Consider the following 11,995-nt stretch of genomic DNA (forward strand, 5'->3'; position numbering starts at 1 on the left):
CCACAAATCCGACCTCCTCGATGCGCTCAATTCCCCACTCGCTCAGATGTTCAGGGATCGGTCGTCTGCGGCTCTTGAACACGCTCGGATGGTACGGGCCGCCGTAGTACGGACGGCCATTCTCATCGACACAGGACAGCACGATCGCGCCGTCGCGGACCGTCGCCTCCGCGACTTTGTGGACGATGTAGTGCATCTGCTGAGGTATCAACCTCCTTGGCCACTTGCCGCCGCTCCCGCCGTCGTCCGCCATAACGGCCTCCCTCTCCGGAGCCATCAAGGGTGGGCGGAAACAGCAAACCCCTCCGCGCGCGAAGGGGTGCGCGACCTTGGTTCCCTCGCGGGCCTATCGCCTCGCCGTCGAGGCCGGGCACCTTGGCGTCGCCACCAGGTTGCCGGGCGCGTTGCTCAGCGCGCCGCTCTTGATAGTCTCCCTATGCGGTTACATTTCCCAGCATATCACATTGGCCGAGCGGTTCACGACAACTGGATCCGTTTCTCGTCTACGGATTGCTCTTCGCACTGGTGCAGGGCGCAGTTGCGCTCTCCACGCGGAATCCGTCAGTGTACGCGGGGGCTGGCATTGGTAGAGAACGTGATCTGGGCTCTCGTGCTTCTCGGCCCAATGGCGTTTTCCAGGCCTCTGCTTGTTCAGGTGGTGAGCATGTTGGCCGGGGAGCGCGCCATCCTGACGCCCGCCGCGCAAGCGGCATTGTCGTCACTGAGACGGCTCTGGGGGGTCTTGTTCCGTCGCGATCAGCCAGCGCGTGAACGTGCGGAGGGTCCGGAACGCCTGGTGAACCGTGGAGGGCGAGACGCCCCGCTCGCGGAGACCGGCAAAGAACCTCGTCATGGCGACGGAATCGAGGACCGTCGTGTCCGGCACGGCGGCGACAAGGCGGTCTAGCCACCACTTGTACACGGCCACCGTGCGGGAGGAGCAACCGTTGACCTGCTTTTGCAGCAAGAACGCTCCGACCGCCTCGGCGAGAGGCCGAGGTGACGCTTTGGCGCGCATACCGGCTCCCTGCGCCCCGTCCCCTGGGGCACTGTCAGGAGCCGAGGATGAGGGACTTGTGCGCGCCTCGGCAATTGGTTTCCGATCCGGGGTGAGCCTCTGCTTTTCAGGGCCCTTCCCAGGCATTGCAACGTGCGGAAACCCTTGATTTATAAGGGCTGGTCGGGGCGGCCCGATTCGAACGGGCGACCTTCTGCTCCCAAAGCAGACGCGCTACCAAGCTGCGCCACGCCCCGATTGTGTGCGGGTGTCAGGCAGAGTCTATCACATCCCCGGCGTCAAGTCCCCGCCATCCGCCGGCGCCGCATCAAGGGATCGAGGCGCCGATCGGTGAAACGCGGTCCATGCCCACGGCCCCCGCCGGCGATGCGTTCGCCCTGCTCGTCTCCGACTTTCTCGCGTCGCTCTACGAGGCCCACCCCACCCTGGCCGCGTCGCTCGGCCTGCACGCCTACGACGGCCGCGTCCCGGACCTCAGCGAGCGGGCGCGCGCGGACCGGACCTCCGCCCTGCGCACGCAGGCCGCCCGCGCCGCGGCCATCCCGGATGCCGCCCTCCCGGCCGACGACCGGCACGACGCGACCCTGCTGCGGCTCGCGATCGACGAAGAGATCTTCGAGCTCGAGGCGCTCCGCGACGTGGAGCGCAACCCGCTCGCATACGCCGGGGCAGTCGACGTCAGCAGTTACGTGAAACGCGACTATGCGCCGCTTGAGCAACGGATCACCGCGCTCGCAGAGCATCTGCGTCGGATTCCCGAGGTCCTGGCGACCGCCCGCGCCACGCTGCGCCCGCCGCTGCCGCGGCCGTTTGTGGACACGGCCATCGACGTCTACGAGGGCACCGTCGCCTACCACGAGAGCGACCTGACGGCGGCCGCGCGCGCCGCCGGCCCGGGCGACGTGTGGACGGCCTTCGAACGCGGAAACGCCGCGGCGCTCGCCGCGCTGCGGACCTTTCTGCAGTACCTCGCCGACCAACAGCCCCGCGCGGGCGACGAGTTTGCGATCGGCGAGGAGCGCTTCCGCATGATGCTGCGGACCGGCGAGATGGTAGACCTGGATCTCGACCGGCTGCTGGAGATCGGCCGCCGCGACCTCGACGAGAACACGCAGCGGCTCCGCGCGGCCTGCGAAGCCGCTGCACCCGGTCTGGCGGTGCGTGACGCGATCAAACGGCAGGGCGCCGATCACCCTCCGGCCGACCGGCTGATCGAGGAGGCGGCGCGCGTCCTCGACGAGTTGAGGGCCTTCGTCGAGGCCCGGGGAATCGTGACGATTCCGTCCGACGTGCCGTGCCGTGTCGAGCCGACCCCGCCGTTCCTGCGCTGGGCGTTCGCCATGATGGACACCGCCGGCCCGTTCGAGCCGTCGTCGGACTCGTTCTACTACGTGACGCCGCCCGAGCCCGGGTGGACCGCGGCGCAGACCGAAGAGTGGCTCACCAAGTTCGACTACGCGACGCTCCGCGACGTCGGCGTCCATGAAGTCTATCCCGGCCACTACGTGCACTTCCTTCACGTCCGGCGCCTCGGCCGGCCGCTCCGTCAGGTCCTGACGAGTTACGCGTTCGTCGAAGGGTGGGCGCACGATTGCGAGGCGGTAATGCTGGAACAGGGCTTCCGGCCGGACGACGCGGCGCTCCGGATTGCGCAGCTCGCCGAGGCCCTGCTCCGCGACGTCCGCTTCATCGCGGCGATCGAAATGCACACGCGCGGCATGCGGGTCGAAGATGCGGCCGCGCTCTTCGTGGACCACGCGTACCTCGAGCCGCTGCCGGCCGAAAAAGAAGCCGTGCGTGGCACCTTCGACCCCGGATACCTCAATTACACGCTCGGCAAGCTGATGGTGCGGCGCCTGCGGGACGATGCACGCGCACAGGCGGGCGGCGGATTCGACCTCCGCGCCTTCCACGACGCCCTGCTGGGCCTCGGCGCGCCGCCTGTGCCGCTGGCCCGGCGGACCCTTCTCGGCGATGCGGCGGGCGTGCTGCCGGATTAAGTCTAGGCGTCAATCAGGAGCCGGGCCACCTCCGCTCGGGGACGCCCGGCTTCCGTCCGGCGGGTTGCCGCTCTCGCGCTGCGCCTTCATCGCCTCCGCCTTCGCTTTCGCGGCGGCGATTTTTTCCTCGCGGCTCACCTCGGCGGGAGGTCCCGCGTCAGACGGGGCGGAGGTCCCGGCGCCGGGGGCCGTTTGGGACGCGCCGGCCGCCGGAACCCCGGACGGGGCGCCCGGGCCCCCGTCAGGGGGTTTGGCCGCGGGGGGCGCGGTCGCACGGGGTGCGGCCGCCGCGGGCGGCTTTTCTCCGAGGAACTCGGCGCGCAGGTACTGCTCCACGGCGCGGCGGATCCGTTCCAACTGCTCGGTCTTCCCGCCCCGCGCATCCGCAACCCAGGCCTTGTCGACCCGGTACGTCACCAGGCGCGGGCCCTGCGCGAAGTGCACGAGAAAGTGATCCATCGAATCCTGCAGGACCACGATCTTGACCGGCAGCCGAAGCGACGCCGCGATGCGGGAGACTTCGCCGAAGACCCACTCCTGCGCTTCGGTCCGCGCGGACCCCGGCAGCGTCTCGGCGACCGACTGCCCCGCGAGAGGGTTGGTCGGCCGCAGTCGCGCCTTTCCCCGGGCCACCCATTGCTTGTTGACCTTGTCGATCAGTTCATCCTTGACGTCGGCCAGCGCGACGGCGATGGAGAAGATCCAGATGACGAAGATCGCGAAGCTCAAAGACCAGTAAGTCAAGAACCTGCTCACGTCGGATCAGTCCCTCCCAAGGGCGTCGTGTCGTCGCGGGTCACGCCGGGCCGGTCCGCCGTCCCGAAGAATCGTGGACCGGCGAAACCTCAAAATTATTGGCCCCGGCGCCGGGTCCCTCCTCTTCCATGCCGAGCGCCCGCGCGACCGCGGCGCGCGCGGCCCGGAGCGCCCGGGCACGGTGACTGAGCCGGTTCTTCACTTCGAGCGGCACCTCGGCCATGGTCCGTTCCTCACCGGCGGGCGCGAAAATCGGGTCGTACCCGAAGCCGCCCGCGCCCCGCGGCCGTTCGACGATCACACCCTCGCAGGCGCCTTCGAACGTCTGTACCGTCCCGTCGGGCGTCGCGACCGCGACGGCGGCCCGGTAGCGGGCCGTGCGCCGCGCGGCCGGCAGACCGGCCAGCAGCGCGAGCACGTGGGCGTTGCGTTCCGCGTCGGACGCGACGTCCCCGAGCAGCCGGCGCGACCGCACGCCCGGCGCACCGCCGAGGGCGTCGATTTCCACGCCGGAATCGTCCGCGAGCGCCGGCAGGCCCGTGGCCCGCGCCACGGCGACGGCCTTGCTCGCCGCGTTGTCGGCGTACGTCTCGCCGTCTTCGGGCAGCGCGCCGAGCGCCGGCCACTCCCCGAGGTCCGCGAAGCGCGTGCCGAGACCGGCGTAGATCGCCGCGATCTCGCGTATCTTCCCGGGATTGCGAGTCGCCAGCACAAGCCGGGGTCGGGGTCGGACGCGGCCGCCGGCGCCGGTCACAACGCGGTCAGCACGTCGGCGAGCGCGTCGCGCTGGCGCGCGATGAGGGTCACGATGCCCCGCTCGGCGAGCTGCATGAGCGACGCGGCCTCGGCCTTCGTGAAGGGACCTCCCTCGCCGGTGCCCTGGAGCTCGACGAACTTGCCCGATTCCGTCATGACGATGTTCATGTCCACCCGCGCCCGCGAGTCTTCCTCATAGGTCAGGTCGAGGATGGAGCCCCCGTCCACGATGCCGACGCTTGTGGCGGCGAGAAATTCGCGGACCGGCACACGCGGCAGCGCCCCCGTACGACGGAGGAGCGTGAGCGCATCCACAAGCGCGACGAACGCGCCGGTGATCGCCGCGGTGCGCGTCCCGCCGTCGGCCTGGAGGACGTCGCAGTCCAGCGTCACGGTGCGCTCGCCAAGCCGCTCCAGCTCCACGACCGCCCGCAGCGACCGCCCGATAAGCCGCTGGATTTCGTGCACCCGGCCGCCGGTGCGATCGCCACGGGGCGTGCGCTCCTGCGTCGAGCGGGGCAGCATTCCGTACTCCGCCGTGATCCACCCCTGGCCGGTGCCCCGCAAAAACGGCGGCACCCGCTCCTCCACCGACGCCGTGCAGAGCACCCGGGTCTCGCCGAGCTGCACGAGCACGGAGCCCTCGGCGAATTTCGTGTACTTGCGCGTCAGGGTCAGTGCGCGGAGTTGATCCGGCTGGCGGCCGTCGCGGCGCGACATCAGGCTTTCACGGTTCGTGCCGCCGGCGAAGCCTTCCTGGTGCGGACCGGGCCGGCTTACGGCGCGCGTCCGGCCGACGCCTGCACGAACGCGGCAATCGCCCGCGCGATCGCGCCGGCGAGGCGCCGCTGGACGGCGGGGTCGCGCAGCATCGCCTCCTCCGGCGGGTTGGTGATAAACAACGTTTCGACGAGGACCGCGGGCATCGGCGCATTGGCGAGCACGTAGAAATCGGCCGTCCGGACGCCGCGGTCCGGCTCGCCGAGCGCCTGCACGACCTCCGCCTGAACGATCCTCGCCAGCGCCTCGCTCTCCGGCGATTCGTAGTAGGTCTCCGTCCCCGCCGGGCCGATGCTCCGGCTGGCGTTGGCGTGGATGCTCACGAACAGGATGCCTCCGTCCCGCTGCGCCAGGTCGGGCCGTTCCTCGAGCGGTACCGTCGTATCGTCCGTCCGGGTCATGGCGGCCGGGATGCCCTGGGCGGCGAGCGCGTCGCGGACGAATCGCGCGATGGCCAGCGTCACGTCGGCTTCGCGCAGCCCCGACGGGCCGACCGCCCCGCCGTCGGCCCCGCCGTGCCCGGCATCGATGATCACGGCGGATCCCCGGGCCAGCCGGCGGCCGGGGTTTCCCAACGTGACGGTCAGGGTGCGGCCGCCGTTGGTCAACGCCGCCGCGTACGGCACTTTGCGGTGCAAGTGCACGAGGACGCGGGTGAGATTCGGCTTCAGCGCAAACTGCGACACGACGATGTTGCGGACGGCCTCGCTGCCAATCTCGATATCGTGGCGCCGCGCGAGGTACACGCCTCCCGAGACGTCGATCGCCAACCGGTCCGGATAGACGAACTGATGCAGAGCGTAGGTCAGGCGCTGCGACGCTTGGATCGTGATGCTCCCCGCGCGGCCCTGGTCGTCGTAGGTCACCGCCTGGACGTGAAACGCCCCCGGGTGATCGTCAAAATCCGGGAGCGGCGGCATGGCCAAGGGTTCGGGCGCCATCCCCGATGCGTCCGGGGACGGCCCGGACGGCGGCCCTGTTGGGCTCCCCGGCTCGCCCGTCCGAGGTGCCGCGGGTGGCGCGGCGGCGCCGCCCGCCGAGGGAGCCGCCGGCGGTGCCGACGCGGTGGAGGGCGCGACCGCCGTGACTGTCGACGGTCCCGCGGATGCCGCGGCGGCCGGCCCGGGACGCAGGTCGCCGATCGCAAGGACGACGGCACCGGGGTGGGCCGCGACGGTGAATGCCGCCGCGTGATCCAGATCGAAGACGATGCGCGTGACGTAGGGCCGGACGTGAAACTGTCCCCCGCGCACCCGTGCCACGCCGGCGACGCCGATGTCCTGCGCGGGCGCGGCGAGGCGCGAGACGGCGCCGTTCACGTCGAGCACCACCCGCTCCGGTTGATGCAGCACGCGCGCATCGACCTGGACCGGGCCGGTTGCCATGACGCGCACCGCCAGCCCGCCGCCGCCGGCGCGCCACGACACGCCGGTGACCTGTGCGAGAGCATGCTGCGTACGGCCGTCGTCCTCGACGGCCACATAGGCACCGAGCATCCGCAGCAGCGCGACGCCGGGCACCCACAGGATGCCGTCCCGGAGGATGGGCGCGGCCGGCAGGTCGCGCGCAGCGCCGTCGACCTGGGCGCGGACAAGGCCGGCCGTCAGCCGGACGGCCGTCCCCGACACTCCGGTCACGGTCGCGGCGTGCGCCGCGGCGTCCCACGCGACGGCGGCGCCGAAGGCCCGAGCGACGAGATTGACCGCCAGCAGCAGCACGTCGTCCTGGATTTCTGGGGAGGCCCGGGACGTCAAGTCGGCATCGCCGACCACGAGACGTGGGGGGGCCGCCTGGCCCCACGTCGGCCGGGGACACGCGCAGAGCAGCACGAGCACAACCGCGGCCAGCCGCACGGGCATCCGGTCCTCCGGCGAAGGGTGCGATCTCTGGTGGAGTCGCCGCGGGGCCGGGTATTCGCGGATCGGCTGGGGACTCCTGCCGGGTCATGGTACAATGGCCCCCGCCAAGACAGCTACGGAGGTGCCCCGATGGTGGTTCCGATCTTGCGTTCGACCGAGGTGCGCGACGAGACGGCCGCCGGCGTCACCTATCACATCGCCGGCGAGCTGGTCCCCGTGCTCCAGGTGGAGCTCGGCACCGTGCCGGTCTACTTCGAACACCACATCCTGTTGTGGAAGGACCCGTCGGTCCAGATCGGCCTCCGGCCGCTCAAAGGGGCGATGAAGCGAGTCCTGTCGGGCATGCCCGTGTTCATCACACAGGCGCAGGGCCCGGGACGGATCGCCTTCAGCCGGGACGGAGCGGGACACGTGTTCGCGATGCCGATCCGGGCCGGCGAATCGCTCGAGGTCCGCGAGCACCAATTCCTCGCGGCGACCGATACGGTCGAGTACACGTTCACCCGCGTCAAGGGCGCGGCGAGCGTCCTCTTCGGCGGCACGGGATTCTTCATCGACACGTTCACGTGCCCGCGGGCCGAGGGGGTGCTCTGGCTTCACGGGTACGGCAACGTCTTCGAGCTCACGCTCGCGCCGGGTGAGCAGATCGACATCGAACCCGGGGGATGGATCTACAAGGACCGCGGCGTACAGATGCAGACGATCTTCCAGAAGGTCTCGACCGGCCTGTTCGCGAGCGCCGGCAACCTGTTTTGGAACCGGTTCACCGGACCCGGACGGGTGGCGCTCCAATCGATGTACCTGCACATGCCGACCGAGGGCTGAGCGACCGCCCGCCAAACACGGCGGGCCCGGGCGGCGACGCCCCGGGCCCGACCGTGCCGAATTCGCTTAGGCTGCCGCGCGCGAGACTAGCTGCGCGGCTTCACCGTGCGCGGCTCGGGCGCGTGACCGTCCAGCACGAACCGGCCGTCCAGGTGCTTGAGGCGCTCCATGATCCCGCCATACTCGAGTTCTTCCATGCCGAGCATCGCCGGGTTGAAGAACCCCTGCGCGCGGATCTCGGCGCCCTTCTTCACCGCCTTCGTCCGGAACACGTCCCACACCGGGTTCTTGAACAGGTCGACCGGGCCCGTCAGCACGCCGTCCCGCACGGAATACCCCGCCGCGGAGACCATCGGCAGACAATAGAAGATGCTCGAGTCGGTGTTGATCGGCACCGGCGCGAGCGGCATGTTGTGGCTGCCCCGCGTGTCGCCCGCGACGAACGGCACCTTGCTGAACGCCAGCCCGAACTCTTCCGTCGCCGGGAAGATCTTCTGGGTGCGGACGACCGCCACCGGGTCATCCTTGCCGACGTACTTGCCGGCGATGTGCTTGAGCCGCGTCGTGCTGAGCGCGGCCGCCTGCTCCTCCGGATGCGCCCGCGAGTGAATGCTCTTGACGACGAACCGGCCGGTGTCCCGGAGCAGCGTCGCCAGATCGTACAGGTCTTCCGGCGCCCGCAGCGTGATCTCCCGCTCCGCCTGCGTGTGGTTCACGTCCACCACGGTAAACGTAAACCCTTTGCCGATGTCCGGGCTCAGCAGCAGCCCCGAGCAGTACATGGGATCGCAGAACGTCAGGTACAAGAGGAGGTTGAACGCGCCCGGTTCGGTCTTGTCGGCCGTCAGCACCATGAACGGCTCGGCCGCGCGCTCCGTGATCTCCATCTCCGCGACGCCGGGCCCCATCCCCTGGACGTTGCCGGAGAATTCGCTCTTCAGCAGGTCCTGCTTCGCCCCGTAGAGGCCCTGCCGCTCCGCGATCGAGCCGGCGGCCATGAACACGTCGTACGCCAGCCGGTGGATCTCTTCGGACGCCGGCCCCCGCCGGTGCGTCATCAGCAAACAGATGTCGTCTCCGGTGTGGGTGACCCGGAAGTCAATTAGCGACGCGCCCCGCCGCGCCTCGAGCATCTGCGACGCGGCCTGCAGCATCTCGGCACTCGGTTGCGTGTGCCCTCCGATGCTGCCGACATCCGCCTTGATGGCCGTAAGCGTGACGCGGGACCGGTCCGTGCCTGCGGAACTGGTCATGGGTCCACCTCCGGAGGGCCTTGTGCGCGGACACGTGCAGCCTGCAGCGGCTGGTTCGGCGGAAGCGGACGCGTCTTCCTCCTCACGCCGCGCGAGGGACCGCCCGCGCGTGACCGCAGCCCCTTCAGAAGACCCGGGTGGGGTCGAGGGCGTCCCGCAGGCCGTCGCCGACATAATTGATCGAGAGGATGGCGAGACAGATCATGATCCCCGGGAAGAGCGCCATGTGAGGCGCAAGATCGAGATAGTTCTGTGCGTCGAAGAGGAGCCGGCCCCATGTGGGGACGTCCGGCGGGAAGCCGTACCCGAGGAACGACAGGGTCGACTCCAGCAGAATCGCCGCGGCCACCGAGAGCGTCCCGGCCACAATGACGGGGCTCAGGACGTTCGGCAGGATGTGCCGGACCATCTGCTTGACGGGGCCGACGCCGACGCTGCGGGCGGCCTCGACAAATTCCTTCTCCTTGACCGCAAGGAAACCCGCGCGCACGAGCCGCGCCGTCGGCATCCAGTTCAGGATGCCGATCACGCTGACGATCAGCACGAACGTTCCGACCTGCGTGCCCAGATGACGGGTGATCGTGTCATGGAACAGATAGACGATCAACAAGAGGAGCACGAGCGCCGGGAACGACAGGAACATATCCGTGATTCGCATGAGCACGTTGTCGATATGGCCGCCGAAGAACCCTGCCACCGCGCCGACGAGCACGCCGAGTGTGATGGAGGTCAGCATCGCGGCGAAGCCCACGGCGATCGAAATGCGGCCGCCATACAGCACACGGGCAAGCATGTCCTGTCCCAGGTCATTGGTCCCGAACGGATGCGCCGCGCTCGGCGGCGCCATCGACGCCCCGAAGTCGATCGCGTTGATCGGCACGCGATAGACGAACGGTCCGATCAGGCACCCGAACGTCAACACCAGGAATGTCGCGGACCCGGCCATCGCCAGGCGGTGCCGGCGAAACCGGCGCCACGCATCGCCCCACAGGGTCCGCGCGCCGCGCGGGCGCTCGATCGCGAGACGCGCGGCGATGGGCCCGACTTGCGCGACGCGGTCGGAGCGCGTGCTAGCCATAGCGGATTCTCGGATCGAGCGTGCCGTAGATGACGTCGGCGACGAGATTCAGCAGCACGACGAGGATCGCCGCCACGAACGCGATGGCCATCAGGACGGGCGTGTCGCTGTTTTGAAGCGACGTGATCAGCAGCGAGCCGATCCCGGGCACCCGGAAGATCTGTTCGGTTACCACGGCGCCGGTGAACACCCCCGGCAACTGCAGCGCAATCAGCGTGACGACCGGGATCAGGCTGTTACGGAGCACGTGACGGCGGATCACCCTGCCCTGCGCCAACCCTTTGGCCCGGGCGGTGCGGACGTAGTCCAATCCGACGTTGTCGAGCATCGAGGACCGGACGAACCGGGTCAGGGAGGCGGACTGAAACAGCGCCAGCACGGCCACCGGCATGATCGCCTGCCTGAGCATGCCGATCGGGTCGTGGACCTGCACATTATAAATGAACGGCAGCCACCTGAGGTGCACGCTGAAGATGATGATCATCAGGATGCCGGTGAAGAACGTCGGCAGCGAGTACCCCACGAACGCCGCCGTGGTCGCGATCTGATCCTGCAGCGAATACTGTTTCACCGCCGAAATCACGCCGACCGGGATCGCGATCAGGACGGCGACCAGATAGGCGGAGCCGAGCACCCACAGATCGGTGGGCAGCCGCTGCAACAGGAGGCGCGTCACCGCCATGTGGCTAGCGAACGAGTAGCCCCAGTTGCCGGTCGCCCACGACATGGCCCACTTCATGTACCGGAGGGGGAGCGGCTGGTCGAGTCCCATTTGATGCAGAATGTTTTGCCGGACCTCGGCGGGCACGTCGGGGTTCGTCGCAAGGCCGGCCAGGGGGTCGCCCGGCGCCAGCGCCACAATGGCGAACACGACCATGCTTATGAGAATCAGCGTGGGGATCGCCGTCAGCAGGCGGCGGATGATGTATGTGGTCATCGCGTCCTACGTGCGGTCGCCCACAGGAGACGCGGGCGTCGCCGGGCCCGGCGCGCTTTTACCCCACGCGCTTCCAGTCCGCGATATTCCACGTCTCCGGGTCGAACGCGGTCATGTTCTTTCCGGTATCGAGCGTCTTCGCCCGGGCCGCCGCGGACTTGCGGTTGATCAGCGGAATCCCGGCCACCTGGCCGACGGCCACGTCGTTGGCCTTCATCCAGATCTCCGCGTTCTTCTGCGGGTCGAGCTCCTTGAGGCCCTCATCGAACAGCTTGTTAAACTCGGCGTTCTGCCAGCGGACCAGGTTTTGGCCCGACCAGTTGTTTTCTTTCTGCGCGATGTCGCGGGCCGGGTCGCCGCTGTACCACTGCCGCATGTACGGAATCGGCGAGAGGCTGAATGAGTCGGTGAACATCTCGATGTCGCGGTAGAAGTGCGCGATCGTGTCATTGTTGCCCGGCGAGCTGCTGAAGAAAACGCCGGCGTCCACCGACTGCAAATTAGCCTTGGCGCCCAATTTCTCAAAGCCAGCCTTGACGATCTGCTGTTCCTTCTGCCGCAGGCTGTTCACGCTGGTCACGTAGCTCACTTCCATCTTGATGCCGTTCTTCTCGCGGATGCCGTCCGTTCCGCGCTTCCATCCCGCCTCGTCCAGCAGACTGTTCGCCTTATTGAGATCCATCGTCATCTTCGTGTTCTTGGAGTAGTATTTGCTGGGTAACGTGAGCAGGTT

General features: G+C 68.8%; 12 protein-coding genes, 1 tRNA gene and 1 riboswitch. Of the genes, 2 read left to right on the forward strand and 11 right to left on the reverse strand.

The features are described 5' to 3' along the window. The 3 genes from VGZ23_20070 to VGZ23_20080 form a co-directional block, all read right to left on the reverse strand. The coding region (locus VGZ23_20070) for a hypothetical protein (GenBank protein ID HEV2359895.1) at window positions 1-253 on the reverse strand (253 nt) is incomplete at its 3' end. Between the two features lie 66 nt (window positions 254-319). Further along, a riboswitch (SAM-I-IV-variant riboswitch) is annotated at window positions 320-434 on the reverse strand. A gap of 284 nt (window positions 435-718) precedes the next feature. After that, window positions 719-1,018, reverse strand: coding sequence for a phage integrase N-terminal SAM-like domain-containing protein (locus tag VGZ23_20075; GenBank protein HEV2359896.1), 300 nt, complete (start codon window positions 1,016-1,018; stop codon window positions 719-721). Between the two features lie 159 nt (window positions 1,019-1,177). Beyond that, a tRNA-Pro gene (locus VGZ23_20080) sits at window positions 1,178-1,254 on the reverse strand. A 108-nt stretch (window positions 1,255-1,362) separates the two neighbouring features. On the opposite strand from VGZ23_20080, the gene VGZ23_20085 reads away from it, so the two are divergent. Continuing rightward, window positions 1,363-3,018 carry a DUF885 domain-containing protein gene (locus VGZ23_20085; GenBank protein HEV2359897.1) on the forward strand — a complete coding sequence of 552 codons (1,656 nt, stop codon included), beginning with the start codon at window positions 1,363-1,365 and terminating at the stop codon, window positions 3,016-3,018. 9 nt (window positions 3,019-3,027) lie between these two features. On the opposite strand, the gene VGZ23_20090 is transcribed toward VGZ23_20085, so the two are convergent. From VGZ23_20090 to VGZ23_20105, 4 genes are read right to left on the reverse strand one after another with little or no spacing between them, the layout of a single operon-like run. Next, window positions 3,028-3,774 carry a hypothetical protein gene (locus VGZ23_20090; protein HEV2359898.1) on the reverse strand — a complete coding sequence of 249 codons (747 nt, stop codon included), beginning with the start codon at window positions 3,772-3,774 and terminating at the stop codon, window positions 3,028-3,030. A 40-nt stretch (window positions 3,775-3,814) separates the two neighbouring features. Further along, a complete protein-coding gene (rdgB, locus tag VGZ23_20095; protein HEV2359899.1) occupies window positions 3,815-4,486 on the reverse strand; it encodes an RdgB/HAM1 family non-canonical purine NTP pyrophosphatase in 672 nt (223 codons plus the stop codon). A 38-nt stretch (window positions 4,487-4,524) separates the two neighbouring features. After that, window positions 4,525-5,250: a ribonuclease PH gene (rph, locus tag VGZ23_20100; protein ID HEV2359900.1), complete on the reverse strand. Its 726-nt coding sequence runs from the start codon at window positions 5,248-5,250 to the stop codon at window positions 4,525-4,527. Window positions 5,251-5,306: 56 nt separating this feature from the next. Further along, window positions 5,307-7,169 carry an N-acetylmuramoyl-L-alanine amidase gene (locus VGZ23_20105; GenBank protein ID HEV2359901.1) on the reverse strand — a complete coding sequence of 621 codons (1,863 nt, stop codon included), beginning with the start codon at window positions 7,167-7,169 and terminating at the stop codon, window positions 5,307-5,309. A 129-nt stretch (window positions 7,170-7,298) separates the two neighbouring features. On the opposite strand from VGZ23_20105, the gene VGZ23_20110 reads away from it, so the two are divergent. Beyond that, the gene (locus tag VGZ23_20110) at window positions 7,299-7,994 is read left to right on the forward strand and encodes an AIM24 family protein (protein ID HEV2359902.1); all 696 of its coding nucleotides are present in this window, start codon (window positions 7,299-7,301) and stop codon (window positions 7,992-7,994) included. An 86-nt stretch (window positions 7,995-8,080) separates the two neighbouring features. On the opposite strand, the gene VGZ23_20115 is transcribed toward VGZ23_20110, so the two are convergent. The 4 genes from VGZ23_20115 to VGZ23_20130 all read right to left on the reverse strand — a co-directional run. Beyond that, on the reverse strand, window positions 8,081-9,247 hold the full coding sequence (locus tag VGZ23_20115) for a fructose 1,6-bisphosphatase (GenBank protein ID HEV2359903.1): 1,167 nt from the start codon (window positions 9,245-9,247) through the stop codon (window positions 8,081-8,083). A gap of 124 nt (window positions 9,248-9,371) precedes the next feature. After that, complete coding sequence (locus VGZ23_20120; protein ID HEV2359904.1) at window positions 9,372-10,325, reverse strand: ABC transporter permease; 954 nt, start codon at window positions 10,323-10,325, stop codon at window positions 9,372-9,374. Next, window positions 10,318-11,262: an ABC transporter permease gene (locus VGZ23_20125; GenBank protein ID HEV2359905.1), complete on the reverse strand. Its 945-nt coding sequence runs from the start codon at window positions 11,260-11,262 to the stop codon at window positions 10,318-10,320. The genes VGZ23_20120 and VGZ23_20125 overlap by 8 nt, the downstream gene beginning before the upstream one ends. Window positions 11,263-11,320: 58 nt before the next feature. Then, window positions 11,321-11,995 (reverse strand): ABC transporter substrate-binding protein (locus tag VGZ23_20130; protein HEV2359906.1); only part of this gene is annotated, 675 nt, incomplete at its 5' end.

This window comes from bacterium (genome assembly GCA_035945995.1).
Lineage (GTDB): Bacteria > Sysuimicrobiota > Sysuimicrobiia > Sysuimicrobiales > Segetimicrobiaceae > DASSJF01.